Raw genomic sequence first — 26,042 nt, 5'->3', positions numbered from 1 at the left:
CCAGCAATCTGCGGGCGCGGAGGAAGAGTCGACCAAAATTCTGCGCATCCGCGTCGCACCGGTCACACAGTGCAGGAGTTACGCGGGACGCGGGGCGCTAACCTGACGCCATGACTCCTGCACCCGCGCTACCGGCCGCCTTCGACCTCGGCGGGCGTACCGCGCTCGTGACCGGTGCGGGCAGCGCCACCGGCATCGGCTTCGCAGCCGCACGGATGCTCGGTGAACTCGGTGCCCCGGTGATCCTCACCGGCACGACGGCGCGAGTGCACGACCGCGCACGCGAGTTGACCGCGCGCGGCCTCGACGCCATCGGAATCGTCTGCACCCTCGACTCGGCCGCGGGTGCCGCGGACCTGCAGGCGGCGCTCGCGGCAAGCGGGCGAGAACCCACGATCCTCGTGAACAACGCCGGCATGGTCGCCGTCGGCGACGCCGAGATGGGCCGCGGCGACATTCTCACCAGCCCCACCGAGTGGGATCGGGGCCTGGCCATCAACCTGTCCACGGCATTCCACGCCACGCGCGTCGTGATCGGCTTCATGCGCGCGGCCGGCTGGGGCCGTATCGTGACGGTGTCGAGCCTGAGCGGAACGATCATGGCAAGCCGCGGCGATGTCGCCTACGCCGCGGCCAAGGCGGGCTTGGTCGGGCTGACCCGGGCCCTCGCCGTCGACGAGGCCGGAGCCGGCATCACCTCCAACGCCGTCGCGCCGGGCTGGATCGCGACCGGCTCCCAGCTCACGAGCGAGGCCCTGGAAGCTGCGCTCGTTCCGGCTGGTCGCAGCGGTACACCGGGAGAGGTCGCATCCGTCATCGCCTTTCTCGCCTCGCCCGGGGCCGCCTATGTCACCGGGCAGGTGATCATCGTCGACGGAGGAAACTCCGTGGCCGAGGAGCGCCGCCCGTTCTAAGCCGTTGTTTTCCACGGTGCGCGGCCCGCCCGCGTGCTGCAGATGTCGACAACGTCGTCGACAGTGACGGTCTGCGGTAGTTTGGTGTCATGACTGGCGCCGGACTGAAGTACCGCAGGCCCGCGCCCGAAAGTCGCCGTTCTGAAAAGGACCGATCGTGAAGCGGCGCACTTTTCTGCTCGGCACAGCGTCGGGATTGTCCGTGTTGGCCCTCGCGGCGTGCGTGGCGCCAGCGCCGGTGACGCCGCCATCCGCTTCGCCGTCGACCCTCACGCCCTCGCTGGTGCCCCAGCCGATCACGGTCGACCGTACGAACTGGTCGACCGACCCCTTCTCCCGCGGATCCTTCAGCTACGCCGCCGTCGGCGCCACCCCTGAACACCGCACCGCTCTCGGTCAGGCCGTCGACGCCCGGGTGTTCTTCGCCGGTGAGGCCACAGCGGTCGATGAGCCCGGGACGGTGCAGGGTGCCCGCGCTTCGGGCGTGCTCGTGGCCAGCCAGGTGCAGGGCGTCGCGGCTCCCGGCGAACGCATCACCATTGTCGGTGCGGGAATCGCCGGCATCACCGCCGCCCGCCGTCTCGTCGCCGCCGGCTTCAGTGTGGTCGTCATCGAAGCGCGCGACCGTATCGGCGGGCGCATCGACACCGTCAGCAGCGACTGGCCCTTTCCGATCGAGCGCGGCCCCTCGTTCGTGCACCATAGCTCCGACAGCTTCCTGGACAACGAGTTGACCGCCCTCGGGGTGACACTGTTACCGTTCGAGCGCACTCCCGAGGTGCGCAGCCGGGCGGGCGCAGTCGTCGAACCCTCACCGTTAGGCGCTCAGGCCGTGGCGGGCGCCCTCAGCTGGGCGGCCGGTCAGCAGCAAGACGTCTCGGTTGAACGGGCCCTGATCGACTCGGGCGAAGCGAGCCTGTCGAAGACTCCGAATGCCGAAGGGCTCTCGGATGCCGATTGGCTGGAGTACGAAATCGCCACCCGGCTCAAGGTCGAAACCGGGGCGACGCCGAGTCAGCAATCGGCCTGGTACACGACCGATATCGCCAGTGCCGACAACGACCAGATCGTGGTCGGCGGGTACTCGACCCTGCTCACCAGTGAAGCGGCGGGCCTCGAGCTGCTGCTCTCGAGCGTGGTGAACCGGGTCGCGCACGACGATCGCGGCGTGAGTCTGCGCCTCGGCACCGGCGAGTCGCTGTCGGCCGATCGGGTCATCGTGACGGTGCCGCTCGGCGTGCTGAAGAATGCGACGATCGAGTTCTCGCCGGCGCTGCCCTTCGCCCATCGCGGCGCGATTGCCGCACTCGGAATGGGCGTGGTCGATAAGGTCTGGCTGCGTTTCGACGTGCCGTTCTGGGATACCGCGGCCCGGCTCTGGACCATCGTCGGCGAAGATTCCGACTTTGCGGTCTGGATCAACATGATGCCACTCACCGGCGAACCCGTTCTCCTGGGTCTCATCGCCGCCGAAAACGCGACCCGGCTGTCTGCGCTCGACGACGATGCCTTTCTCGCCGCGGCGCTCGCGGCGCTCGAACCGTTCCTCGCGGTGCCCAAAGACTAGTTCAGGCGGCGGCCCGCCAGGGTGGGAGCAGGTGTCGCGGCATCCGCTTCAGCCGGGTGATCCCGGTGAGCAGCGCCGCAATTCCGGTGATGATGGCCACGATGATCAGGCAGTACAACACGGTCTCGCCGGGGCCGCTCACCTGGCGGGCGTCGAGAAAGAAGTACGGGTACCAGCCAACGATCGGTCCGCGAATGAGCGTGAAGACCAGCCAGAACACGGGGAAGACGATAGCCCAGCCGAGATATTTCCACGACAGGCGGGCCTTGTACGGGTCGACGACCCAGTCGATGAGGGCGCAGATCGGAATCACGAAGTGCAGTAACTGGCTCGACCACGGCACCTCGATCGAGTAGTTCACGCCAGAGGACCGCCAGACGATGATTCCGTAGACCACGCCCGAGACCAGAATGTAGGTTGTCACCATGGCCCGCAACATATCGAGCCAGGCCGGATCGGTCAGCCGGCGCGCGGCAACCACGGCCGCCGTCACGAAGACGATGACCGACGCAATGCCGCTCTGCACCGTGAAATAGCTGAAGAAATTCGCGATGGCAAACGTGGTCACGCCCAGGGTGTACTGAAAATAGCCGATCAGGGCGACGAGTCCCGCCGCGCTCAAACCCAGGCGCGCCAGGGCGAACGCGGTGCGCGCGTTCACTCCCGCCCCCCGGCGGGGCTCGTGCGCGCGGTCATAGGCTAACGCTACGCCAGCGCTGGGCGGCCCCCGACCTCAGCCGGTGATCTGAAACTCGCTCTCGCCCGTCGTGGCCACATCGCTCACCTCGAGCGCGGTCACGACGGCGTAGCACGGGCCCGTTTCGAGCCAGCGCAGCATGCGCGAAACGGATGCCTCCAGCCCCTCGAGCTCGAGTTCCACCGTTCCGTCCGGCCGGTTGCGGGCATACCCGACGAGCCCGAGGTGCAGGGCCTGGGCCCGGGCATGGTACCGAAATCCGACGCCCTGCACCTCGCCGCGGGCGAGCACGCGTTTACGAATCACCCCACCAGTGTGCACCGGGCGCGGAGACTGTGCGCGCCCCTTCGCTCTGGATCACGCGCAGGTCGAGTCACAATGGCGGGGCAAGACACGGGCGGCCGAGAATGCCACACTGATCAAATGTCGCAGAACTCAGCCCTTGCCCAACAAGCCCAGGCCGCGGCCCGGGTGGCGGCCGAATCGGCCGGCGTGCTGGTGAGCAACGAGGGCAGCCTCGCCGGTTTTCTCGAGATAGAAACGCTCTTCAACACGGTCTGGCGGCTGCCACCCGGCGAGAGCGTCATCCCCTCCGAACTGCTCTGCAGCATCGGTCACGCCGGCTGCAATGTGACCGTGGCCCGGGACCAGGCCGGCCGCCTCGTCGGCGCCGCTGCGGCGATCGTCACGCCATCGTCCCCGTCGAAAAAGATCGCGTCGATGTACTCCCTGATTGCCGGGGTGCTGCCCGGCAACAGCGACCACGGCGTCGGCTTTGCCCTGAAACAGCACCAGCGGGCCTGGGGCCTGGACCGTGACCTATCCGAGATGACCTGGACCTTCGACCCCTTGGTCAGCCGCAATGCCCGCTTCAACCTCACCAAACTCGGCGCCCACGCGAGTGAGTACGCCGTCGATTTCTACGGCCCGATGATGGGCGAAATGAACGCCAACGACCCAAGCGACCGCCTGGTCGCGGTGTGGCCGCTCACGAGCGACGAGTCGGCTGCCTGCAGCGAAGACCGCCCGGTTGCGGTTGGGCTTCCCGACTTCGGGCTGCATGATGTGCTCCGGCTCGGCCCCGACGGTGAACCGGCCTTCGTTGCGGCGAATGGTGCTCTGTGGTGCCGGGTTCCCACTGATATTGTGGCGCTGCGCGGGCTGGACCCGCGGCTGGCCGCCCGGTGGCGGCTCAGCGTCCGGGCTATTCTCACCGACGTGTTCGCGTCGGGGCACGTAGCCCGCGGAGTCAGCCGTGACGGCTGGTACCGACTCGCGCCGGGAGGAACCGCATGAAAATCGAGACCATCGAGCTGCGCCGGGTGCACATGCCGTTAGTGCGGCCGTTCCGCACCTCGTTCGGCACGGCCACTGAGCGGGTAGTGACCGTGGTGCGCGTCATCACAGCGGATGCCGAGGGCTGGGCCGAGTGCGCCGCCGACGCCCGTCCCCTGTACAGCTCCGAATTTCTCGATGCGAGCGACCTGGTTATTCGCGACCACCTGGTGCCCCGGCTGCAGGCGGTGGGCGACCGGCTCAGCGCCGAACTCGTCGCCTCCGCACTCGAACCGGTCAAGGGGCACAGGATGAGCAAGGCCGTTCTCGAAACGGCCATTCTCGATGCGCAACTCAAAACCACCGGCGTCTCCTTCGGCAACCATCTCGGCGCGGTGCGCGACACCGTGCCGGCCGGCGTCTCGGTCGGCATCGTGAATTCGGTCCCCGAGCTGCTCGACGTCGTCGCCGGCTATCTCGATGAAGGCTACCTGCGTATCAAACTGAAAATCGAACCAGGCTGGGACCTTGCCCCTGTGCGGGCCGTGCGCGAGCGCTTTGGTCCTGACCTGCTGTTGCAGGTCGACGCGAACACCGCGTACACCCTCGCCGATGCCCGCCACCTCGCCCTGCTCGACCCGTTCGACCTGCTGCTGATGGAACAGCCGATGAAGGAAGACGACCTGCTTGGCCATGCCAACCTGGCCAGGCTCATCTCCACGCCGATCTGCCTCGACGAATCGATCGGATCCGCCCGCGACGCCGCGACGGCGATCACCCTCGGCGCGTGCAGCATCATCAACGTGAAACCGGCCCGGGTCGGCGGCTATCTCGAGGCTCGGCGCATCCACGATGTCGCCGCGGCCCACGGCGTTCCGGTCTGGTGCGGCGGCATGCTCGAAACCGGCATCGGCCGGGCGGCCAACGTGGCCCTCGCCGCCCTGCCGAACTTCGTACTGCCGGGCGACACCTCGGCCTCGAACCGGTATTTCGCAGAGGACCTCACCGCACGGTTCGAGCTCGAGAACGGGCACCTGCGGGTGCCGACCGGTCCAGGTATCGGCGTGGAGGTGCTGTCCGCCGTGCTGGACAGTGTGACCGCGAGAACCGACAGCATCCGTTTCTAGCCTGGGTCACCAGAGCGCCCCGACCCTGCTCCACGGCCGGCATGCTCGGGGCCTACTCTGGAAGCATTGAAACCCTGGAGGAACAATGACCGTATTGACCGCCGACCTCTACGACGAGCGTGGTGACGAGCTGCAATCCGTACCCCTGCAGTTTCAGACGATCGGTGGGCGCGCCCGGTTCAGCGGCCCGATCCGCACGGTGACCTGCTTTGAGGACAACGCGCTGCTCAAGTCGATCCTGTCCACGCCCGGCGACGGTGCCGTACTCGTCATCGACGGCGGCGGCTCGTTGAACTCGGCGCTCATGGGCGACATGATCGCCGACCTCGCCGTCGCGAACGGATGGTCCGGCGCGATCATCAACGGCGCCGTGCGTGACCGGGTCGCCATCGGTGCCCTCGACCTCGGCGTCAAGGCCCTCGGCAGCAACCCCCGCAAGAGTTCCAAGACCGGTTCCGGGATGGCGGACACCGTCGTCGAGATCGCCGGCGTCGTCTTCACCCCCGGGCGCACCGTCTACTGCGACGAAGACGGTATCCTCGTCGAACGCTGACCAACAGCAGGAGGCCCCGAGCAATTTCGCTCCGGGCCTCCTGCGAACGGCTCTTACTGCTGAACGGCTCTTACTGCTGAACGGCTCTTACTGCTGAACGGCTCTTACTGCTGAACGGCTCTTACTGCTGAACGGCTCTTACTGCTGAACGTCGTCGATGCGCACGACGACGAAGCCGGCGTCGAGCTCGACGTCGCGGTCGGTGCCATCGTCGAGGGTGACCTCAACCTCGTACACGTGGTCCCAGTCTTCGTCCCGATCAAAATCGGTCACGCGACCGTTGCCGACCGCGACGAGGGCGGCGGCTTCCGCGCTGGCACGCTCGCTGGCGGCCTGGTCGGCGGCGCTCGCGTCGGCCGTGGCGCTCGGGCTCGGCGCCGCCTCGCTGTTGTTCGAGGAGTCGTCACTGGTGTTGTCGTAGTCGCCGACCCAGACCACGTCGAAGGCATCGTTGAGTTCGAGGTCGACCTCGGTGCCGTTGTCGAGGCGGACCGCAAGGTCGTAAGCGCTTCCGCCGTCATCGTTGCGCTCGGCGCTCGACACGGTTCCCGGACCGACTTCGGCCAGAGCGGCGTTGCTCGCGCGGTCGAGGGTTTCGCCGCTGAGCGGGCCATCGTTGTCGCCGAGGTTGGTTGCGGCCAGGGCAAGGCCTGCGCCGCCCAATACGAGTGCGACGCCAGCGGCGCTGGCCAGGAGAATATTCTTCTTGTTCATACTGCAGGTACCTTTGGTCGGGCTCTCAGGCGCGGAAGACCAAACGGCCATGCCAAGTTGCTGGCTTAAGCATAAGCGAAAGTATGTACACCCCTGAACCGGCTAGCCGCAGCTGATCGACCGGCGGGCCGACCGGGCCGCGCGTCAGGGGTGATTCAACGCATCCGTTGCGGCGAACTGTTCGAGCACGCTCGATCGCACATCAGGAGCCCCCGCAACTCCCGGTTCGGGGGCTGCTCGGGCCGGTCCTCGGCAGGCTACATTCAGGTACCCGACAGGAGAACCGTGACTTTCGATGCTCCGATCATGCGACAGCGTTGCCCGGCGCAGTCGATCATGGAAGTGCTCCTGCTGGAGCAACGCCTGGTCGCGCCCCGCAGTTCGCTGGAACGCCTGATCGGTCGATCCCCGCTCGGCGCAGGCAGCGTGCGCTGCTTTGACGCCGCCCGCGCGGAAATCGCCGTGGGACTGGCTCTGGCCGAGCTGCCGCGGGAATGGATCGTTTTTCATTCCCTGCCGGTGGGCGAGAGCGGTGCCGACGTCGACCACCTTGTGATCGGACCGGCCGGGGTGTTCACCCTCCATTCCCACCGGCAAGCGCGCAAATCGGTGCAGGTCACCAGCCGCAATGTGCAGGTCGGTGCCCGAAAGATTCCCTATTTGAGGGAGGCCGAATATGAGGCGGGTAGCCTCACTGCCCTTCTCGCCCAGCGGATGCCGCGCCCCGCATCGGTGCGCGGCGTCGTCGTGCTCGTCGGCGCCAAGAACGTGATCGTGCAGGCACAGCCGTCACGGGTGAAATTCATTGAGGCGCCCGACCTCTGCGCCTGGTTGCAGGGACTACCTCCGGTGCTGGCCCCACTCGACCGGCTGGCAATTGCCGGGTACGTCGAAAATCCCGTGCTCTGGCAGGCGCTCACGGCGCTGGAACCGGCCGAGATCCTGCAGCGCTTTGCTGTCCTGGAAACGGAGGTGGGTCGTGCACGTCGCACCCGTCAGCTGTGGTTACTGTGCGGAATGGTGTTCACCACCTTCACGGCGCTGGAGATGCTGCTGATAGTGCCCCGGCTGCTCGGCGCGCCGTAGCCTGCCGGCGGCCTATTCGCAGGCGCTGCCGTCGCCGTCGCGGTCGAGGTGGCTGCCGTAGCCGGGATCTCCGGCGTGCACGGGGGCCGCGCCGGCCTCACGTGCGGCGGTGCAGGTTGGGAAAAAGACGTTGCTCGGGGTCTCGTCGCCCGGCTCTAACGGTTCGGGCGCGTCGCCCGGCGCGATGCCGGTGCTCGCAAGCTCGTCGGGGCAGTCCGACAGTATGCGCGTCATCGCATCATGCTCAGCCGGGGTCACCCACAGCGCATGGGCCGCTTTGACCGAGACCTGCCGCGCCACATAGATGCACCGGTAGCTGTTCAGCGGCGGCAACCAGGTGGCCGTGTCGCCATCTCCCTTGCGCGAGTTGGTCACGCCGTCAACGGCAAGCAGGTTGAGCGGATCATTGGCCAACGCCACCCGCTGCTGCTGCGACAGCTGCTGCGCGCCGGTCTGCCAGGCATTCGACAACGCCACGACGTGGTCGATCTGCACGAGCGACGAGGTCGTCTGCCCACGCACGAAAGCGATGGTCAGGCCCGTGTATGGCCCGAGCAGGGTGCCGCTCTGCACTTCACAGCCACTGTCGACCACGAGCACGGTCAGGTCGCGGGCCAGAATGTCGTTGCGGGTGTCGCATCCGTTCTGGTCGACGTCTTGCCAGGCTGATCCGAAGCTTTCCTCGCGGTCATAGCCGGTCTTCGGCGCGCGCCCCTTGATCGGCAGTGTCGCGAGCACGGCGAGGGCCGCGGTGTCGGCCGGGGGCTCGGGGGCGGTGGTGGCCGGCCGTGCAGCCGTCGGCGTCGTGCTGCCCATAGTTCGGGCCCGATCAGGCGAAACGGATGTGCCCGTCACCGCCGTACCGATCAGGATCGCCGCGAGCACGCCCACGATCACCCCGATCACCAGAACCGACCGGGCCGGGCGTCGAACGGTCATAAGGCTCCTTCTGGCCGCAAGCGCACGACCCTTCGAATATACGTTGTACAACCCGGCCGTCTCGAATCAGGGGCAGCGGGGTGATATCCGCTTGGTGAAAGGCCCCCCTATTCTGGGGGTCATGCCGATGGGGTGGCACTGGCAGGATATAAAACCCGGCGAGGAGCACTCATGACTCACATACTCTCCACGCGGCGGCGCCTGTCGGCGCCCCCGGAAATGCCCGAATCGAATCGCACCGGAGCGCCTCGATCATCAACTGGCCTCTTCTGGCTGCTCGGCCGGGCGTCGCGCAACGCTGCGGCGACGCCCGACGCTTTGGCCCTGGCTCGCGCCCGCACCGACACCGCCGTCGACACCCTGCTCGCGACGCTGCCGCAACACTGGGCTGCCTTCACCTCGACCGCGCTCGGCAGCGACGACGGAGCGAGCGCCGTGCGCCTCCTCGTTGGCCCCGGCGGCATCTTTGCGTTGCACGCGCAGCTCTACGACGGCCACATCGTCTGGGTGCACCGCCACACGGTGCTCGTTGCAGGGCCGCGCTCCCCGGATCTCGCGGTCGCCGAAGCCGGCGCACACCGCCTCACGCTGTTGCTGCGGGGTCGGCTGCCGCTGCGAACGGCGGTGCAGCCAGCGCTCGTCCTGCTGGGCACCCGCGCGCTGTGGGTCACCGGCCGCTCGCCATCGGGCAGAACTCCGCCGGTGCTCGGCGCGGCCACGCTCGGCGCCTGGCTGGCCGCGCGCCCTCAGGTCTTGCGGCCCATCGAACGCATGGAACTCGCCGCCGTGATCGACAACCCGCTGACCTGGGGCATTCGCCCGTCTATCGCGCCGCGGCCCGGTAGCGTGGGGGTCTGATAATCCACCGATTCCGGTGCTTATAACCACGGCGGCAACGACGCCCCGGATTGGACATCGATGCACACCGACGACCTCGCCCACCTGCAGACCCTGCTCGAGCAGGAACGTACCCTGCAGTTCGACGCGTTCAGCCACGACGACGCCTGGATGCTCGGAACCCGGTTGCGCACGCTCGCCGCTGAGCAGACGTTGCCGGTTGCGATCGCGATCATGCTGGGTGACCAGCGGGTGTTTCATGCTGGCCTGGCGGGAGCATCCGCTGATAATGACGGCTGGCTGGAGCGCAAGTTCGCCGTCGTACGCCGCTACGGGCACTCCTCGCTCGCCGTCGGCGTGGAATTTCGCAGCCGCGGCGTCGACTTCGACGTTGATTCCCGGCTCGACCTGACCCGGTTCGCGGCGCACGGGGGAGCGTTTCCGCTGTTCGTTCGTGGGTCGATCGTGGGAATGGTCGGTGTCTCCGGTCTGCCGCAGCTCGACGACCATGCCCTCGTCGTCGAGGCATTGGGGGCGCACCTGGCGTCTGCGTGACCGTGCGACGCGTCGCTTTGCGTTCTGCGGCCAGCGTTCTGCGCTCAGCGTCCTGCGATCAGCGTTTGGCGGGCCCGTGGCCCTTGGCCGAGAGCAGGCGGGCGCGCACCGAGAACGCGCCGCCGACCACGAGGGAGACAACGGCCGCTGGCAGGATCGCGTTGACGAACTCGTTGCCCGAGACGAGATTGGCCAGCAGCAGAAGCACGGCTAGGCCGCTGAAACCGAGTCCCGCGATCGCGCAAACGTTGAAGGTCAGGTGTTTCACGTGCAATTCCAATCGGTGGGGAGGCTTTCAGGCTAGCCGACGTTGCCCTGCGTACTGGGGGAGGCGGCATTCGGGGCCGACGCCCTGCAGTGACAGCGGATGCTCCGCTCAGCTCGCACGTCGCCCGCGCAGCGCTTCTGTGAATTACCAAGGATTTGCCAGCCAATGCTGCAACACGGCAGGTCGTTCACGCAGAATTGTCAGGTGTCGATGCCACCATAATGGTTGATACGAATCCGTGGGTGAGGCAAGTGAACATGGCTTTTACAATTCTTGGCGCAGGGGGGCATGCTCGCGATCGCGAGCCTGCCCCGCTTACGACGCCGGAAACACCCGCTGTCCCCGGTCGCTTCGCTGGGCAATCCGTCGTCGAGGAACTGCTCCGTCAGTACGGTGATCGGCCGCCGCGATCCCGGCTCGCGCGCACCCTCGGTGCCTCGCCGCTCGACGCAAACGAGCTCAGTTGGTTGCGCGCAGCACAGGCCGAGAGGATTGTCGGCGACATTCTCGCGCGACTGCCAACCGGCTACAGCGTCTACCATTCCCTGCCCATTCGCAACACGGCGTTCTGGGTCGACCATCTCGTGCTGGGCCCGGGTGGCATCTTCGCTATCAATTCACGGACCCGCTGGGATCGCGACCTGTTCGGCGCGCCGCGCTCGATTCCGATCGGCGATCACGCTTTCCCGTACCTGCGGGATGCCCGGTTCGAATCGGCCCAGATCACCGCGCTGCTGGCCGCAGCGATGCCGGCGACGACCGTGGTTCAACCCGTGATTGTGCTGGTCAAAACGCACAAAATTCTGCTTGCCGGCAAACCTGACGCGGTGACGGTCATCGACTCGCCCCGTCTGCGCCGATGGCTCGTGGGGCGAGAGCAAGTGTTCAGCCCGCAGCAGCAGGCCGCGCTCGCCGCGATCATCGACGATCCATCAACCTGGCTTGCCGCGGGCCAGCCACTCGCTCCGGCGCACCTGAACGCACGGTTCACCGCGCTGGAACAGCAGGTAGCAGATGCTCGCACCCGACGCACCACATTCACGGTTCTGGCGGCGACCGTGGCAGTGCTCTTCGGGGCGATGTCGCCCCTCGTCGCCGAGTACCTCGCCGCCCGCTGACCCGCCGAGGCGTCAGGCGAGGCGCTCGAGAACTGTGCCCTCGCGCATCCGCTCGACGCGCACCACGTGGTCGCGCAGGTCGCGCACGCCGCCCGCTGACCCGCCGAGGTGTCAGGCGAGGCGCTCGAGAACTGTGCCCTCGCGCATCCGCTCGACGCGCACCACGTGGTCGCGCAGGTCGCGCACGCCGCCCGGGATGGCGAGTTCGGCGATGTCCTGCCCCTTGGTCACCGCGTGTGACCGGGTCGGGTGGTGAAAGTGTGCGATCGACACGAAGGTGTCCCGCCCGCGTGGCTCCCTGCTGTGCCGCTGCGCGAAGCCGGAGTTGATCGCGCTGAGCTCTATCTCGTCTTCGTGGGCGGCGACCAGGCTTCTGGTGCTCAGGGTGATTACGGTGTGGGCGTCATCCCGATAGGAGCGGGCGGTCAGCAGGTCACGCAGAAGTCGCGGCTGCAGGTGAAAGAATACTCGCTCGTTCAGGGCTGCGTACCACTCGGCGAGTGTCATATCGTCGAGGGCGTCGTCGAGCGATGGCTCATGAATGGCCTTCTGATGACGGATGACCGCGGTGCCGAATTCCGCATGCTCCAGCACGCGCGACTCGCCTCGCCGCTTAGCCAGAATGGCCGCTTGCGGGGCCCCCTGCTTGACGCCCCAGCGGGTCACGAGCGCGGACGGGCTGAGCAGCCCATGCCGCTCGATGGCGGGCCAACTGCCGTCGGCCGCCACATGGTAAAGCTCGGGGTACAGACGAATCAGATCGCGAGACAACACGATTCGAGCGTACTCGCCGCCGGAGCGGCGCCGAGCCAGGCTTACGGACACATATCGTAATCAGGGGTCGATGCCCGGAAAGCGTCACGGTCGAGCGTCGCGAGTACGTGCTGCCGCTCGTCGCCATTCCGGGCGCCATGTCCACGAGGGCAACCTGGATCAGTCTGAGTTCGTCGCCCGACTGCACTCGTCCCTGTTGCTCAACTGTCACGTGCGCCCGAAATTCCGGCCCGGCGAGTGCTGACTCGTTCGGATCGGTGGCGAAGCTTTCGCCGGCCTGCAGCGGTGTGAGGGGCAGAACGACGACGACAGAGGAGGCGTCCTGGATGGCTGATCACCGCCGGAAACCGGTCGGTGCAGACCAGTGCTGGGCTGGCCCTTCGCGAAAACAACCGCCGATGACCCGTACGGGGTTAGTCGGGGGAACCTGTTCGGGCTGGTTCATCCCTATGCTTGCCCTATGAGCAGAAATGGCTCAGAGGCGGTTTGCGTGCGCGCGGGCCGCTACCCGGTTCTAGATGAGCCGCAGACTGCTGGGGGCTGCACCATGATCCTTAATGACACTGCTGTCGCAGGAGAGCTTTCGATGAGCCTCGACGACCTCCTCGCGAGCAGTAAACGAGCACGTGCGCAGGGGGAGCATCGACTCGGCGCGGACCAGGCCGAGGAGGTGCTGACCCGCCCCGAGGCGACTCCCGGCCAAATGGCACGTGCCCGGGAGTTGCTCATGGTGCATCGCCTGCGGCTGGGCGACTATCAGGCATCGGTCAAGCAGGGCCTTCTGGCGTTGGAGTACTACACGGCAAGTGGCGACCGGCTGGCCCAGTCGAAGGTGCACTGCACGCTTGCGCTGGCGTTCTCCGACACCGCCCTCAATGAGACAGCACTCCACCACGTGCTCGGCGCGGTCGAGGCGGCACGCGCGTGCGCCAACCCGACGGCGGAATTCTGGGCGCTGAGCCGCTCGTCGCTGGTGCACGGGGCCATGGGCGACGCCGTGCGTTCGGTAGACCTGGGCAAGCAGGCTCTGGTACTCGCCGAAGCCCTGCACGACCCGGAGACGAGTTTCACGGCGCTGAACAACCTCGGCGACACCTATCTGACCATGGCTCGCGCCATGCTCTCCCGCGACGAAGACGCCTCGCAACCCTTCACTGACGGGCTGGTTCTCCTGCGCGAGGCGCTTGGTCTGGCGCAGCAGCAGCAAAATCCCTTTCAGGAGGCGATTGCGCGCACCAACCTCGTGAGCCTGCTGATCGGGCTCGGGCGGCACGACGAGGCTCGGGAGCAAGGTCGGCAGGGCAAGGTACTCAGCACGGTGCACGGCTACCGCAGCCTCGAGATCGACATCGACGCCCAGCTCGCGGAGCTGGTGCGGGCTTCCGGCTGCTTCGACGAAGCCACCGCCATGATGGAAGCCCAGCTCGTCAATCCCGACGTCGATGACGAACCGGCGCTGCTCGCCAAGCTGCACCGGTCACTGTATGAGATGCACAAGGCGGGCGGGCGCTTCGCGCAGGCGCTGGCGCACCATGAGCAGTTGCACGCCGTGACACTGCTCATGACCGTACAGACAGCCGGGCTGCAGGCTCAGATGCTGATCAACACCATCGAAATCGAACAGGCGCGCCACGAGGTCGAGAAATCCCAACTGGAAGTGGGAGTGGAACGCCTCCGGGCCGAGGAACTCGACGACCAGGCAAACACCGATCCACTCACCCACCTGTTGAATCGTCGCGCACTCGACCGTGAATTGCCGTGGTTGATGGGCCATGCCGAGAAAGGCACGCGACCGCTTTGCGCCGCCATGATTGATTTCGATCACTTCAAGCAGGTGAATGACGTCCACGGTCACGCGACGGGTGATCGAGTTCTCACGGTGATGGGCTCGATGCTGCGCACGGTCACCCGCGGCACCGACCTCGCGGTGCGGGTGGGTGGCGAGGAATTCCTGCTCGTCTTCGCTGAAACCAGCCTGGCCGAAGCGACGGCGGCCTGCGAACGGCTTTTGACCTCCGTGCGCGGCTACGACTGGGGGAGCCTCGCTCCGGGGCTGGCCTGCACCGTGAGCGCGGGGGTGGCGGCACTCGAGCCAAACGAACCTGTCTCGGCCTGGCTGGCCCGAGCGGATGCCGCTCTCTACGAGGCCAAGCACAGCGGGCGGGACCGCGTTCACGTGGCCAAACCCGTCGCGGTGGCGATTCCCTAGCTCGCCGCCGCGAGCGCCGCCGTCAGGGCACCATCCAGCCGAGCACGGGGGTGGATTGGAGCCAGATCAGGAGGGTCATCAGCACGAGCAGGCCCAGACTCCAACCAATGAGCTTGCGTAGGAGCGTGCTCTCCGCCCCGGCGAGTCCGACGGCGGCCGCGGCCACTGCAAGATTTTGCAGCGAGAGCATCTTGCCCAGCACCCCGGCTGAGGAATTCGCCGCAGCCATCAAGACCGGTGAGAGGCCAGTCGAGTTGGCAGCAGAGACCTGCAGCTGCCCGAACAGGGAGTTGGACGAGGTGTCGGAGCCGGTCAAGGCCACACCGATCCACCCCAGTAGCGGGGAGAGCACGGCGAAGAAGCCGCCGGTGGAGGCGAGGGCGACGCCCAGCGTGCTGGCCTGTCCGGACAGATTCATCACGAACGACAGGGCGAGCACTGCGGTGACGGTGACGATGGTCCAGCGCAGCTGCATCAGGGTTTCCCGGTAGATCTGCAGTCCTTGGCGGGGGGTGATCTTGTACAGGGCCATCAGGACCGCACCGGAGATCAGCACGGATGTGCCGGCTGCCTTGAGATGGTCCAGTTTGAAGAGCTGCGCGACAACCGGATTGCCCTCTGGGTCGGTCACATCCAGTCCCGGCCACTGGAACGTCACGCTGCCGAAAGCGGTCAGCCACGCCTTGACTATCGGGACTTGCGCAATCGAGAAGATCACGATGATGATCAGGTAGGGGGCGATGGCCGTCCATACCTGCCGAGGTTCGGGACGCGTCGTTTTCACCGGCGCGGCGTCGATCGGCGATGTTGCCACAACCAAGGAAGAGGCGGCAGCGGACGCCCCGGCCCGAACCTTGAGCCCACCGTCGTTACCGACAGCGCCGGTGCGCACCCGCACGTCATCCGAGGGTGCATTGGCCGCTGCCGTCGACAATCCGATGGTTTCGCACGGCTGCCAGAACCGCAACATGACCAGTACGGCAGCGATGGTCGCGAGAGCGGCGATCACGTCCACCAGTTCGACGGCAAGGAAATTGGAGGCGAAAAACTGCGCCACCGCGAAGACAACGCCGGCGACTACCGCCACCGGCCAGGTCTGCTTCACGCCGCGCTTGCCGTCGACGATGAAGACCAACACGAGCGGTACCAGCAGGGCCATGAACGGGGTCTGCCGACCGATCATCGACGCGAGGTCATGAATGGGGAGCCCAGTGACGCCGCTGAGGGCGATGATCGGCGCCGCCACCGATCCGAAAGCTACCGGGGCAGTGTTGGCAAGTAGCGCCACCATCGCCGATTTGAGCGGTTTCATACCGGCGGCCAGGAGCATGGCTGCGGTAATGGCCACCGGTGCACCGAAACCGGCCAGTGCCTCGAGCAGGGCGCCAAAGCAGAAAGCGATCAGGATCGACAGAATCCGCATGTCATCACTAATGGAACGGATGGTGCGCCCGAGCACCTCGAACCAGGGGGTCGCGACGGTCAGCTTGAAGATCCACAGGGCGTTGATGAGGATCCACAGGATCGGGATCATTCCGTAGACGGCTCCTGCTCCGACGGCGCTGAATGTCTGGCCGACTGGCATCTGCCAGCCGAGCAGGGCAAGCACAACGGACAAGAGCAGGCTGGCCAGGGCGGCCTTGTGCGCCTTGACCTTGAAAACGCCCAAGAGCACGAACAAGAGGATGAGGGGCAGTGCGGCGCAGATGGCCGAAAGGACCAGTGATCCAGCTATCGGATCGATGATTTGCTGAAATGGTGCATCGACGGATTTCACGAAAAAACTCCTTTGTTTTCGAGTGTGGTGGTGCGTGTTGGAGCGTTAGCTCATTACGGTCGCGTCACCTCTTCCAGGATCTCGAGCACGTGGCGATACGGTTTGCCGGTGGCACGCGTCATTCCGAGTTCGCAGGTGCGGTTGCAGGAGGCGTGTGCGGTGGCGCCCATGGCGACGACGTCCGCGGCTTGGGCGCGGGTGGCGGATGCGGTGAGTTCGGGATGGAGCATTCCTCGGTCGCCGGCGAACGCGCAGCACCCCCAATTCTCGGGGATTTCGACGTGTTCGGCGATGGCGTCGGCGATGGTGTCGAGGGCCGGATTGATGCCCATCCGGGTGGAGGAGCAGGTGGGGTGCAGCGCGAGAGATTCGATTTTCTGATACCCCGGCAGGCTCGGCAGGATGTGGGTGGCTGCGAACTCGACCGCGTCGATGATGGTCAAGGGCCGCGCGCTGGTGTCGCCATCGATGATGTGGCGAAGGCCCTCTGTACAGGAGGAGGCATCACAGATGACGGGCAGTTCGCCCTCGCCGGTAGCGGTGCGCAGGGCGGCGAGGGTCTTTCGGCTCATGGTGGCGAGCCCGTCGACCATGCCCTTGGACGACCATGGTGTGCCGCAGCACAGCGCATCGATTCCGGTCGGAACGAAAAGAGTGATGCCGGCGCGTTCGCACAACTGCTCGAAGCCAACCTGCACCCCGGGAGTTCCAGTGGTGGCCGGGCCGAACATCGTTTGCACGCAAGCGGGAAAATAGACGGCCTGCGGCGCATCCGCTGGCAGGGCACGCTGTCGGGTGGTTTCAGACGCTGGATTACGCATGGCTGGCTTCGCTTTCTTGGAGTTCGATGGCGGGACGCGCGGCACCAGTCACTGCCGGACGTTTGCGGCTGGCGCCGCCACCGGGCAGTTCCGGGGAGTAGAGGGGCACTGCGTCTGTGCCGAGCACGGCGCGCGCAAGCCTGTTGGGCGCCAGGATGACGCCGACGGGTACTCTGCGCACCACATTCAGGGCAACGCCAGCACTCCGGGTCACGGCGCTCCAGTTCTTCGCGGCAACATTCCAGATTGCCTGCTCGACCGGGTTGGCGTCGTCCCGGCGCAGGCGTTTCATGAGGTCGCCGGTGTTGATCGTCACCGGGCAGGCTGTCTGGCACATGCCGTCGGCGGCGCAGGTCTGCACGGCGTCGTAGTCGTAGTCTTTCTCCAGCTCGGCCACGAGGGCGAGATTGCCATCGAGCCGGGCCTGTTCGATTGCACGTAGCGATACGATGCGCTGCCGGGGTGTGAGCGTCACGTTTCGGCTCGGGCACACCGGTTCGCACCAGCCGCACTCGGTGCAGCGGTCTACTTCTTTCGCCACTGCAGGGATGGCCTTGAGATCCTTGAGGTGCGCGTTCGGGTCATCATTGATGAGCACGCCCGGGTTGAGCAGGCCGGCCGGGTCGAACAATACCTTGATGCGCCGCATCACGTCGTAGAGTTCGTCGCCGTATTGGCGTTGCACATAGGGTGCCATCACACGTCCGGTGCCGTGCTCGGCCTTGAGCGAACCGCCCTCGCCGAGCACGAGGTCGACGAGGTCTTCGGTGAACCGGCTGAACCGTTCCAGCCCGGTGGGGCTGCCGAAATCGTCGGTGAGCATGAAGTGCACGTTGCCGTCTTTGGCATGACCAAAAATCATGGAGTTCTCATACTCGTACTTGGCGAACAGCCGAATCAGTTCCATACAGGTGCGGGCGAGGGCCGGCACCGGAACCACGATGTCTTCGAGCAGCGCGTTCGTGCCCTGCGGCCGGGTACCGCCCACGGCGGGGATGATCCCCTTGCGCAGGTACCACAGCTGGCCGCGGATGCCCGCATCGGTCGTGAAATCGGCTGGCAGGGTGAGGTCCAGCGTATGGACGGTCTGCAGGCCGGTCTCGAGCATCTGTGCCAGTTTCTCGGATGACTCGGCGTGGTACTCCACGAGGAGGGCGGCGTGCTCGTGGATAACGAGGTCGAGCACGATGGCCGGGGCGCCGGGCATCTGCTGCCCCACAGTCAGCGATAGCGCGTCCATGAGTTCCAGGGTGGCCGCGCCGGTCGCCACGAGGGCGGGCAGCGCGGCCGTGGCGGCCTCGAGGCCGGAAAACACGAGCAGCGCTGTTGTCACGTGCGGCAGCTTGGGCACGGTACGAAAAACCACCTCGGCCACGAAGCCCAGCGTGCCCTCGCTGCCCACAATCAGGTGCGCGAGCATGTCTACCGGCCGGTCGAAGTCCAGAAGGGAGTTCACGCCGTAGCCCATGGTGTTCTTCATCGAGAACTGCTGCCGAATGGTGGCGACGGATGCCGCGTTGCTTCGGGTGCGTCGCGCCAGTTCGAGCAGGCCGTTGTACAAAACCGGTTCCCGTCTGAGGAGATGATCATCGGCATCCGCAGCCCCGGTGTCGACGACGGTGCCGCTGGGCAGCACCACGATGACCGATTCGAGGGTCTGGTAGGTGTTATCGACGGTGCCGCACGCCATTCCGGAGGAATTGTTCGCCACGACGCCGCCGATGGTTGCGGCGGACTCGCTGGCCGGGTCGGGCCCGAACTTACGGCCGTACCGGGCCAGCCGGGTGTTGACGGCACGCACAGTGGCGCCCGGCTGCACCCGCACCCGGAGGCCCTCGTCGAGCACCTCGATGTTCTCGAAGTTGCGACGCACATCGACCAGTACCCCGTCGGTGATGGCCTGCCCGCTCAGGCTGGTGCCTCCCGACCGGAACGTGAGGTGCACGCCCTGCGCGGCAGCTGCGCGCAGGAGTGCGCCGACCTCCGCAGCGTCTGTGGCTACCACGACCGCCTGCGGGATAAGCAGGAAGTGCGAGGCATCGTGGGCGTTGGCGTACAGGTCGAGGGCGCGGGTCTTCACCCGGGCCGGATCGGCCACGGCCGCGCGGAGCGCACCGAACACGGTACTGCCGGTCTGGGCGCTAACGGTTGTTGTACTCACAAAAACTCCCTTGTTCGTGAATTGCACGTGCACTACGTCATTGAGGCGGGTCAGACGCTGAAGGAGAGCGAGGTGGGCACATCGGCTGCTGTCTCGGCCAGGTCCTCGAACTCGATCACGGCGTCGATCTCGGCGGCGGCCATCGAGATATTCGTGACCCGCTCGAGGATGACCTCAACGACCACGGGAACCCGGAACTCGGCCATCCAGGCCTGGGCCTGTGCGAACGCTGCCTGCAGATCGTCGGCTTCGCGCACCCGGATGGCCTTGCAGCCGAGGCCCTCGGCCACCTTGAGATGGTCGACGCCGTAGCCCTCGAGCTCGGGCGAGTTGATGTTCTCGAACGCGAGCGACACCTGATAATCCATATCGAATCGGCGCTGCGCCTGCCGGATCAGGCCGAGATAGGAGTTGTTCACGACGACATGGAGGTACGGGATGTGGAATTGGGCCCCCACCGCCAGTTCTTCGATCATGAACTGAAAGTCGTAGTCGCCGCTAAGCCCCACGACCGTCTTCGTCGGATCGGCCACCGCTACGCCGAGGGCGGCGGGCAGCGTCCAGCCGAGGGGACCGGCCTGGCCGCAATTGATCCAGTGCCGCGGGTGGAACACGTTCAGGAACTGTGCCCCCGCGATCTGCGAGAGCCCGATCGTGGTCACATATCGGGTCTCTGTGCCGAATGCCCGATTCATCTCCTCGTACACGCGTTGCGGCTTCATCGGCACGCTGTCGAAGTGTGTCTTGCGCTGCATCGTGTTCTTGCGGTGCACGCAGCTCTCGACCCAGCTCTCCCAATCGGGTAGTCCGCCTTGGGCCTGGCGATCCCGTGCGAGCTCGACCAGACCGCGAAGCGCAGCCCCGGCATCGGAGACGATGCCGAAGTCTGGCGAGAAGATACGCCCGATCTGGGTGGGCTCGATGTCAATATGAATGAACGTACGGCCCTTCGTGTACGTGTCGAGGCCGCCAGTGTGCCGGTTCGCCCAGCGGTTGCCGATGCCGAGTACGAAATCCGATTCGAGCATGGTCGCGTTGCCGTAACGGTGCGAGGTCATCAGTCCCACCATGCCGGCCGCGAGCCGGTGGTCGTCGGGAATGCTGCCCCAGCCCATCAGCGTTGGAATCACCGGAATATTCAACACCTCGGCGAGCTGCACCAGCTGCTTTGAGGCATCCGCGTTGATCACGCCGCCGCCGGCGATGATCACCGGGCGCTTCGCGAGCAGCAGCATGGAGAGTGCTTTCTCGAGCTGGGCAACCGATGCTTCGGGCCTGGCTAACGCCAGTGGCTCATAGGTGTCGATGTCGAACTCGATTTCAGTGAGCTGCACATCGATCGGCAGGTCGATCAGCACCGGGCCAGGGCGGCCGGAGCGCATCAGATAGAACGCCTTCTGGAAGACGCCGGGAACCTGCCCGGCCTCGAGCACGGTGACGGCCATCTTGGTGACGGGGGCCGCGATCGAGGCGATATCGACGCCCTGGAAGTCTTCCTTGTGCAGCTTGCTCACCGGCGCCTGGCCGGTGATGCAGAGGATGGCCGTGGAGTCGGCCCATGCGGAGTAGAGCCCGGTCATCATGTCCGTGCCGGCCGGCCCGGAAGTGCCGATGCACACGCCGATGTTGCCGGCTTTGGTGCGGGTGAATCCCTCGGCCATGTGCGACGCGCCCTCTACGTGGCGGGCCAGGATGTGGTCGATGCCGCCGTGGGCGCGCATGGCCGAGTAGAACGGGTTGATGGCGGCGCCCGGCACGCCGAAGGTCTGGGTGGCTCCCTCTTTCTCGAGGATGGCGACGGCGACGTCGACTGCACGCATTTTAGACATGTGGTTCTCCTTGGAGCTGAATCGTTGGTGTTCAGGTGTGCGAGCGGCCGGACATCTGCTCGACCAGCAACAGCAGAGCCGAGTGATCGAGCGAACCGTGGCCTTCGGCGCGCAGGGCGCCCATCAGCTGGGCCACCATCGCACCCAGCGGAATGGAGACGCCGGCGGCGCGGGCGGCGGCGGTGACGATGCCCAGGTCCTTATGGTGCAGGTCGACCCGGAAACCCGGTTCGAAGCGGCGCGCCACCATCGAGGCGGCTTTGCGATCCAGGATGCGATTGCCGGCTAGTCCGCCAGCCAACACCTTGACGGCGGCCGCGGTGTCAACCGAGTGTGCTTCTAGAAATACCAGCGCCTCGGCGACGAGCTGGATGGTGCCGGCGACGATGAGCTGGTTGGCGGCTTTGACCGTTTGGCCGGACCCGGCCGGACCGACGTGGACGACGATGCTGCCCACCGCGTCCAGCACGCCGCGAACGGCCTCAACGTCGGCGGCGTCCCCGCCGACCATGATTGACAGGGTGCCCTCGATCGCGCCGGCCTCGCCACCGGAAACGGGGGCGTCGACGGCCTTGAGCCCGGCGTCCCGTGCGGCGTTGGCGAGGCGAACGGTGACGTCGGGACGGATGGTGCTGGTGTCAATCCACGAGGCGCCGGCCGGAGTGTTGGCGAAGACGCCGTCCGGGCCGCCGACGACGTCTTCGACATCGGGCGAGTCGGGCAGCATCGTGATCACGACATGGGCATCCCGCACGGCTTCGGCGATGTTGGCCGCACCGATACCGCCCGCGGCAACCAACTGATCGATCCGTGCCGGACTTCGGTTGAAGCCGATGACGTTGTGACCGGCCTTGACGAGATTGATCGCCATGGGAAGGCCCATGATTCCCAGGCCGATGACGGCAACATTGATCATTTTCATTGTCCTTTTCTGACGGGTGGTGGATGGGCCTGTTCGGTTACACGGCTTCGAGCCAGGCGAACGGGTTTGCTGCGGCCGTCTTGTACTCAAGACCGATGGCGCCCTGGTAGCCGAGATCGTGACTGCGCGCGAGCCACTCGCGAATCGGAAGCGTGCCCGTTCCTGGTTCGCCGCGGCCCGGTGCGTCGGCAATCTGGATGTGGCCAAATTGGTGTGCGAGCTCGGCGATCACGGCTTCGACGTCGTCGCCGTTGACGGCGAGGTGGTACAAGTCGGCGAGCAGTTTGATGTTCGTGTCGCCGCTCTGGGCGCTCACCCGGTTGATTACAGCCAGCACGTCGGCCGCCGTTCGCAGGGGATACCTCGGTGCGCCGCTCACCGGCTCCAGAAGCACGGTGCCACCGATCGGGGCAACGGCTTGCGCGGCGAGGGAGAGGTTTTCGACAGCGAGGTCGTCTTGTTCCTCGGCGGTGACGCCGTCGATGCGGTTTCCGTAGAGAGCATTGAAGGACAAGCAGCCGAGGCGCTCGCCGATACCAGCCGTGACCGCCAGGTTGTCGCGAAACTCGTTGGAACGCGCGGGCCAGGAGACCAGACCCCGGTCCCCGGCCGGCATATCCCCGGCAGCAAAGTTCAAACCGGTCAGTCGAACGTCGGCGTCCGTGATCGCGTTCTCAAAGTCGGCAATCTCCGTGTCGGTGGGAACGGCGGCGGCAAAGGGCCACCAGAACTCGACCGCGTCGAATCCGGCGGCCTTGGCAGCGGCCGGGCGCTGGAGCATCGGCAGCTCGGTCAGCAGGATGGAGCAATTCACGGTGTACGGCATGGGCTTCCTTGCTCGAGTCGACAAATGAGCGGTTTCATTCCAGATGATTTCGCATTGTGGAATAAAGGTTCTGCTCTACGAAAAGAATATGGTCGGTGCGGCCCCACGTCAACCGCTGTGTACTCTGGGGAACCCGGCGACGATTTCCGCACTGCAGATATTTGTTGTCACCCACGGTCTGGAGGCTCGGAGATGGCGGAACGTGCGGCTGGTAGCGGTGTGCAGTCGGTGGAGCGGGTTTTTGAACTTCTGGAACTGATCACGGCTGCTGGTGGAGAGGTGATGCTGAGCGAACTCGCCGCCTCCACTGACCTGCCGCTGCCGACCATTCATCGACTGCTGCGCACACTGATGGCCAAGGGGTACATCCGCCAGCTCGCCAATCGGCGGTATGCCCTGGGCCCCGGACTCATTCGCCTCGGAGCGGCAGCCAGCAAGCAGCTCGGCGCCCTCGCCGGCGCGCAACTTCGGTCGCTGGTCGACCAGCTCGGGGAGACGGCGAACATGGCCGTTCTTGACGCCGACATGGCGCTGTACATCGCCCAGGCTCCGTCCAAGCACTCTATGCGCATGTTCACGGAGGTCGGCCGACGCGCGCACACTCATGCCACCGGGGTCGGCAAGGCGATTCTGGCGCAGCTGGGCGATGACGCCGTGCGCGCTATTGTGGCCAGGGTTGGCATGCCGACGCCCACGACCATGAGCATCGGCACGGTGGATGATCTGCTGGCCGATCTGGCCAGGATCCGGGAACGAGGCTACTCCGTCGACGACGGTGAGCAGGAAATCGGTGTGCGCTGCTTTGCTATGGGAGTTCCGGATGCGCCGACGCCCACCGCTATCAGCGTCTCCGGGCCGGTATCCCGGGTCGACGAGGCGTTTGCGCAGCGTGCCATTCCCGCGCTGCGCGCCGCCGCTCAGTCTATTTCCCGGGACCTGAACCCAGCGGCCTAGGTAGCCTCAGGAGATCTTGATGCGCGACGTTTTCACCCGCGTCCCTGCCTGATTTGGTCACCACGCCAGACATGCCAAACCTTGGTTACCGGGGCGCACCGGTGGGCGAGCAATCGGTTCACGGCGGCAACGGTCACCATCCATATCCCGTGGCCGACCTCGAGGTCGGCCACGGGGTCCCGCATGAGGGTTTCGTGCCCGCCGGAAAAGTCCTGGATGGTCGGGCGCATGCTCGCCGATACGCGTGGGGTGTGACACGGCATCAAGGGTCGAGCGAGCTATCCCCAATAGGAGGGCTAGACGCGTTATATCTCCCTCGCCGCGAATTTTTCATGCTTAAGTTGAAGCAATAGCCGAAAAATATAGGGATTTTTCTTTGCGGGGGACGCGCCGACGCGAACCGCTAATCGACTCACGAATCACAGACAGCCGGGGGGTTGGACATGCCGGAAACCGACGCTGATATGAGCCAAGTCGTTCCGCTGAGCATTGAAGAGCTGCTCGCGCACAGCCGGCTGGCGGCCGAGGGCGGGCAGCATCGCCTGGGCGCGAAGCAGGCCGAGAGTGTTCTGGCCGACAACGGCGCAACTCTGCTCCAGCAGGCGAGTGCGCGGGAGCTCCTCACCTTGCACCGGCTTCGCTTGGGCGACTACCAGGCGTCGGTCGAGCAGGGTCTTCTAGCCCTGGAGTATTTCACGGCAAATGGCGACCTGCTGGCACAGTCGAACGTGCACTGCACGCTGGCGCTGGCCTTCTCGGACATCGCTCTGAATGAGACCGCGCTGCACCACGTGCTGGGCGCAATCGAAGCGGCTCGAGCGTGCGGAAACCCGGCAGCGGAATTCTGGGCACTGAGTCGCTCATCGCTGGTTCACGGAGCGATGGGTGACGCCGTGCGTTCGGTCGAGCTGGGCAAGCAGGCGTTGGCGCTCGCCGCGACGCTGCACGACCCAGAGACAAGTTTTGTGGCTCTGAACAATCTGGGCGACACCTATCTCACCATGGCGCGGGCGACTCTTGACCGCGATGAGGATGCATCGCAACCCTTCAGCGACGGGCTGGCGCTCACCCGAGAGGCGGTGGGTCTTGCCCAGCGGCAGGGGAACCCCTTCCACGAGGCGATCGCGCGAACGAACCTGGTGAGCATGCTGATCGGGTTGGGGCAGCACGACGAGGCCCGCGAGCATGGCCGACAGGGCAAAGAATTATGCAGGGTGCACGGCTACCGCAGCCTCGAGATCGACATCGATTCCCAGCTCGCCGAGCTGGTGCGGGCTGACGGCTGCTTCGACGAAGCCACCGCCATGATGGAAGCCCAGCTCGCCGACCCCGACGTCGACGACGAACCGGCATTGCTTGCCAAGCTCCATCGGTCGCTCTTCGAGATGCACAAGGCCGGTGGTCGGTTCGACCGGGCTCTCGCGCATTACGAGCGGTGGCACGCCGTGACCCGGCGCATGACCATGCAGACGGCCGGGCTGCAGGCTCAGATGCTGATCAACACCCTCGAGATCGAACAGGCGCGCCACGAGGTGGAGAAGTCGCAACTGGAAGTGCGGGTGGAACGCCTCCGCGCCGAGGAACTCGACGACCAGGCAAACACCGATCCGCTCACCCGCCTGTCGAATCGCCGCGCGCTCGACCGAGAACTCCCGTGGATGATGGGACTCGCCCAAAAAGGTACGCAACCGCTGTGCGCGGCCATGATCGATTTCGACCACTTCAAGACAGTGAACGACCACCACGGTCACGCGACGGGTGACCAGGTACTGACGGCCCTGGCCTCGATGCTGCGCGCGATCACCCGCAGCACCGACCTCGCGGTGCGGGTGGGCGGTGAGGAGTTCTTGCTCGTCTTCGCTGACACGAGCCTGGCCGACGCGACGGCGGCCTGCGAGCGGCTGGTGGCCTCCGTGCGCGACTATGAATGGCAAAGCCTTGCACCGGGGCTGGCCTGCACGGTGAGCGCGGGGGTCGCGGCACTGGAACCCCACGAAACCGTATCGGCCTGGCTGTCTCGAGCGGATGCCGCCCTCTACGAGGCCAAGCGCAGAGGGCGGGATCGCGTTCATGCGGCCGGTATCGACATTGCAGTGATTACCTAGCCGCATCGGCCGTG

Annotated in this window: 22 protein-coding genes and 1 pseudogene; 12 read left to right on the top strand and 11 right to left on the bottom strand. The window is 66.0% G+C overall.

The features are described from left to right. The first annotated feature begins 110 nt into the window (after positions 1-110). Both E3N85_RS05405 and E3N85_RS05400 read left to right on the top strand, forming a co-directional pair. Positions 111-914, top strand: coding sequence for an SDR family NAD(P)-dependent oxidoreductase (locus tag E3N85_RS05405; protein ID WP_134460361.1), 804 nt, complete (start codon positions 111-113; stop codon positions 912-914). Positions 915-1,071: 157 nt separating this feature from the next. Beyond that, complete coding sequence (locus tag E3N85_RS05400; RefSeq protein WP_134460358.1) at positions 1,072-2,481, top strand: flavin monoamine oxidase family protein; 1,410 nt, start codon at positions 1,072-1,074, stop codon at positions 2,479-2,481. A gap of 1 nt (position 2,482) precedes the next feature. Here E3N85_RS05400 and E3N85_RS05395 read toward each other — a convergent pair whose 3' ends face one another. Continuing rightward, positions 2,483-3,142 (bottom strand): Pr6Pr family membrane protein, encoded by a 660-nt coding sequence (locus E3N85_RS05395; RefSeq protein WP_134460356.1) that lies wholly within the window; start codon positions 3,140-3,142, stop codon positions 2,483-2,485. Between the two features lie 72 nt (positions 3,143-3,214). After that, positions 3,215-3,484: an acylphosphatase gene (locus E3N85_RS05390; protein WP_134460354.1), complete on the bottom strand. Its 270-nt coding sequence runs from the start codon at positions 3,482-3,484 to the stop codon at positions 3,215-3,217. A 117-nt stretch (positions 3,485-3,601) separates the two neighbouring features. On the opposite strand from E3N85_RS05390, the gene E3N85_RS05385 reads away from it, so the two are divergent. The 3 genes from E3N85_RS05385 to rraA all read left to right on the top strand — a co-directional run bounded on the left by E3N85_RS05385 (position 3,602) and on the right by rraA (position 6,133). Next, positions 3,602-4,474: a chorismate synthase gene (locus E3N85_RS05385; RefSeq protein ID WP_134460351.1), complete on the top strand. Its 873-nt coding sequence runs from the start codon at positions 3,602-3,604 to the stop codon at positions 4,472-4,474. Next, positions 4,471-5,580 carry an o-succinylbenzoate synthase gene (gene menC, locus E3N85_RS05380; RefSeq protein WP_134460349.1) on the top strand — a complete coding sequence of 370 codons (1,110 nt, stop codon included), beginning with the start codon at positions 4,471-4,473 and terminating at the stop codon, positions 5,578-5,580. Before E3N85_RS05385 ends, menC begins: the two co-directional genes overlap by 4 nt. An 85-nt stretch (positions 5,581-5,665) precedes the next feature. Further along, entirely contained in the window at positions 5,666-6,133 is a 468-nt protein-coding gene (gene rraA / locus E3N85_RS05375; RefSeq protein ID WP_134460346.1) for a ribonuclease E activity regulator RraA, read from the top strand. Between the two features lie 138 nt (positions 6,134-6,271). Here rraA and E3N85_RS05370 read toward each other — a convergent pair whose 3' ends face one another. Beyond that, entirely contained in the window at positions 6,272-6,847 is a 576-nt protein-coding gene (locus E3N85_RS05370) for a PepSY domain-containing protein (RefSeq protein WP_134460343.1), read from the bottom strand. Between the two features lie 285 nt (positions 6,848-7,132). Between E3N85_RS05370 and E3N85_RS05365 the strand changes: the two genes are divergently transcribed. After that, on the top strand, positions 7,133-7,933 hold the full coding sequence (locus tag E3N85_RS05365) for a nuclease-related domain-containing protein (RefSeq protein ID WP_134460340.1): 801 nt from the start codon (positions 7,133-7,135) through the stop codon (positions 7,931-7,933). A gap of 12 nt (positions 7,934-7,945) precedes the next feature. Here the strand turns inward: E3N85_RS05365 and E3N85_RS05360 are convergent, their stop codons facing one another. Continuing rightward, positions 7,946-8,872, bottom strand: a complete 927-nt coding sequence (locus E3N85_RS05360; RefSeq protein WP_134460337.1) for a DUF1524 domain-containing protein — start codon at positions 8,870-8,872, stop codon at positions 7,946-7,948. A 171-nt stretch (positions 8,873-9,043) separates the two neighbouring features. Here E3N85_RS05360 and E3N85_RS05355 point away from each other — a divergent pair, with 171 nt between their 5' ends. Together E3N85_RS05355 and E3N85_RS05350 are read left to right on the top strand one after the other, a co-directional pair. After that, a complete protein-coding gene (locus tag E3N85_RS05355; RefSeq protein ID WP_134460334.1) occupies positions 9,044-9,730 on the top strand; it encodes a hypothetical protein in 687 nt (228 codons plus the stop codon). A 60-nt stretch (positions 9,731-9,790) separates the two neighbouring features. Further along, a complete protein-coding gene (locus E3N85_RS05350) occupies positions 9,791-10,264 on the top strand; it encodes a heme-degrading domain-containing protein (RefSeq protein WP_134460331.1) in 474 nt (157 codons plus the stop codon). A 58-nt stretch (positions 10,265-10,322) separates the two neighbouring features. On the opposite strand, the gene E3N85_RS05345 is transcribed toward E3N85_RS05350, so the two are convergent. Beyond that, positions 10,323-10,532, bottom strand: coding sequence for a hypothetical protein (locus tag E3N85_RS05345; RefSeq protein ID WP_134460327.1), 210 nt, complete (start codon positions 10,530-10,532; stop codon positions 10,323-10,325). Positions 10,533-10,789: 257 nt separating this feature from the next. Between E3N85_RS05345 and E3N85_RS05340 the strand changes: the two genes are divergently transcribed. Next, positions 10,790-11,650, top strand: a complete 861-nt coding sequence (locus E3N85_RS05340) for a nuclease-related domain-containing protein (RefSeq protein WP_166783867.1) — start codon at positions 10,790-10,792, stop codon at positions 11,648-11,650. Between the two features lie 111 nt (positions 11,651-11,761). On the opposite strand, the gene E3N85_RS05335 is transcribed toward E3N85_RS05340, so the two are convergent. Next, positions 11,762-12,424: a hypothetical protein gene (locus tag E3N85_RS05335; RefSeq protein ID WP_134460321.1), complete on the bottom strand. Its 663-nt coding sequence runs from the start codon at positions 12,422-12,424 to the stop codon at positions 11,762-11,764. 364 nt (positions 12,425-12,788) lie between these two features. Here E3N85_RS05335 and E3N85_RS05330 point away from each other — a divergent pair, with 364 nt between their 5' ends. Then, a complete protein-coding gene (locus tag E3N85_RS05330; RefSeq protein ID WP_134460318.1) occupies positions 12,789-14,633 on the top strand; it encodes a GGDEF domain-containing protein in 1,845 nt (614 codons plus the stop codon). A 22-nt stretch (positions 14,634-14,655) separates the two neighbouring features. On the opposite strand, the gene E3N85_RS05325 is transcribed toward E3N85_RS05330, so the two are convergent. The 5 genes and pseudogenes from E3N85_RS05325 to E3N85_RS05305 form a co-directional block, all read right to left on the bottom strand. Beyond that, entirely contained in the window at positions 14,656-16,410 is a 1,755-nt protein-coding gene (locus tag E3N85_RS05325; protein ID WP_134460315.1) for an L-lactate permease, read from the bottom strand. Between the two features lie 53 nt (positions 16,411-16,463). Continuing rightward, positions 16,464-19,353: pseudogene (locus E3N85_RS05320) on the bottom strand (FAD-binding and (Fe-S)-binding domain-containing protein). Between the two features lie 89 nt (positions 19,354-19,442). After that, positions 19,443-21,221, bottom strand: a complete 1,779-nt coding sequence (gcl, locus tag E3N85_RS05315; RefSeq protein ID WP_134460312.1) for a glyoxylate carboligase — start codon at positions 21,219-21,221, stop codon at positions 19,443-19,445. Positions 21,222-21,252: 31 nt separating this feature from the next. After that, entirely contained in the window at positions 21,253-22,137 is an 885-nt protein-coding gene (locus tag E3N85_RS05310) for a 2-hydroxy-3-oxopropionate reductase (protein WP_134460772.1), read from the bottom strand. A 43-nt stretch (positions 22,138-22,180) separates the two neighbouring features. After that, a complete protein-coding gene (locus E3N85_RS05305) occupies positions 22,181-22,969 on the bottom strand; it encodes a hydroxypyruvate isomerase family protein (RefSeq protein WP_134460309.1) in 789 nt (262 codons plus the stop codon). A 192-nt stretch (positions 22,970-23,161) separates the two neighbouring features. Here E3N85_RS05305 and E3N85_RS05300 point away from each other — a divergent pair, with 192 nt between their 5' ends. Together E3N85_RS05300 and E3N85_RS05295 are read left to right on the top strand one after the other, a co-directional pair. Further along, positions 23,162-23,923, top strand: a complete 762-nt coding sequence (locus tag E3N85_RS05300) for an IclR family transcriptional regulator (RefSeq protein WP_134460306.1) — start codon at positions 23,162-23,164, stop codon at positions 23,921-23,923. 443 nt (positions 23,924-24,366) lie between these two features. Next, positions 24,367-26,028, top strand: coding sequence for a GGDEF domain-containing protein (locus E3N85_RS05295; protein WP_134460303.1), 1,662 nt, complete (start codon positions 24,367-24,369; stop codon positions 26,026-26,028). Positions 26,029-26,042 lie beyond the last annotated feature (14 nt).

Origin of the sequence: Cryobacterium sp. Hz9 (assembly GCF_004402825.1) — a bacterium.
In the GTDB taxonomy this organism is placed as follows: Bacteria; Actinomycetota; Actinomycetes; order Actinomycetales; family Microbacteriaceae; genus Cryobacterium; species Cryobacterium gelidum.
Note: the sequence above shows the minus strand (reverse complement) of the source record. Positions and strands in the feature narration are given on the sequence as shown.

What these genes read in the sequence shown, in the direction of transcription:
- E3N85_RS05405 (WP_134460361.1), top strand. Translation starts at nt 111, where the DNA reads ATGACTCCTGCACCCGCGCTACCGGCCGCCTTCGACCTCGGCGGGCGT.
- E3N85_RS05385 (WP_134460351.1), top strand. Translation starts at nt 3,602, where the DNA reads ATGTCGCAGAACTCAGCCCTTGCCCAACAAGCCCAGGCCGCGGCCCGG.
- menC (WP_134460349.1), top strand. Translation starts at nt 4,471, where the DNA reads ATGAAAATCGAGACCATCGAGCTGCGCCGGGTGCACATGCCGTTAGTG.
- rraA (WP_134460346.1), top strand. Translation starts at nt 5,666, where the DNA reads ATGACCGTATTGACCGCCGACCTCTACGACGAGCGTGGTGACGAGCTG.
- E3N85_RS05370 (WP_134460343.1), bottom strand. Translation starts at nt 6,847, where the DNA reads ATGAACAAGAAGAATATTCTCCTGGCCAGCGCCGCTGGCGTCGCACTC.
- E3N85_RS05360 (WP_134460337.1), bottom strand. Translation starts at nt 8,872, where the DNA reads ATGACCGTTCGACGCCCGGCCCGGTCGGTTCTGGTGATCGGGGTGATC.
- E3N85_RS05355 (WP_134460334.1), top strand. Translation starts at nt 9,044, where the DNA reads ATGACTCACATACTCTCCACGCGGCGGCGCCTGTCGGCGCCCCCGGAA.
- E3N85_RS05350 (WP_134460331.1), top strand. Translation starts at nt 9,791, where the DNA reads ATGCACACCGACGACCTCGCCCACCTGCAGACCCTGCTCGAGCAGGAA.
- E3N85_RS05340 (WP_166783867.1), top strand. Translation starts at nt 10,790, where the DNA reads ATGGCTTTTACAATTCTTGGCGCAGGGGGGCATGCTCGCGATCGCGAG.
- gcl (WP_134460312.1), bottom strand. Translation starts at nt 21,221, where the DNA reads ATGTCTAAAATGCGTGCAGTCGACGTCGCCGTCGCCATCCTCGAGAAA.
- E3N85_RS05310 (WP_134460772.1), bottom strand. Translation starts at nt 22,137, where the DNA reads ATGATCAATGTTGCCGTCATCGGCCTGGGAATCATGGGCCTTCCCATG.
- E3N85_RS05305 (WP_134460309.1), bottom strand. Translation starts at nt 22,969, where the DNA reads ATGCCGTACACCGTGAATTGCTCCATCCTGCTGACCGAGCTGCCGATG.
- E3N85_RS05300 (WP_134460306.1), top strand. Translation starts at nt 23,162, where the DNA reads ATGGCGGAACGTGCGGCTGGTAGCGGTGTGCAGTCGGTGGAGCGGGTT.
- E3N85_RS05295 (WP_134460303.1), top strand. Translation starts at nt 24,367, where the DNA reads ATGCCGGAAACCGACGCTGATATGAGCCAAGTCGTTCCGCTGAGCATT.